Annotated in this window: 1 protein-coding gene; it reads right to left on the bottom strand. The window is 68.0% G+C overall.

What is annotated here, in order from left to right; all coding sequences use genetic code 11:
* A partial coding sequence (locus tag R2R70_RS19900) for an efflux RND transporter permease subunit (protein ID WP_410978884.1) occupies positions 1-278 on the bottom strand: 278 nt, incomplete at both ends.

Here is a 278-nt window from a genome sequence, read left to right as displayed (position 1 = left end):
CGAAGTTCGGCTGCTGAAGCTGTTGATCGAGCGGCAGATAGAAGCGCGGCGCACCGGTGCCGACGAAGTCGACGACATGATCGATTTCGGGGCGGCCGGCGAGCGTCTTCTCGAGCCGCGTGGCCTCGCGCAGCGTCGCGTCGAACGACGCGCCTTCCGGCAAGCGCAAGTCGACCAGCAGTTCGGGGCGCTCCGAGTTCGGGAAGAACTGCTGCGGCACGCGCGTGAAGGCGGCCATCGCGATCGCGAACAGCACCGCGGTCACGCCGAGCACGACC

The organism is Cobetia sp. SIMBA_158, from assembly GCF_046566945.1.
GTDB classification, from domain to species: Bacteria; Pseudomonadota; Gammaproteobacteria; order Pseudomonadales; family Halomonadaceae; genus Cobetia; species Cobetia amphilecti.
The sequence above is the reverse complement of the archived record's forward strand: the minus strand, read 5'-3'. Positions and strand labels throughout refer to the sequence as shown.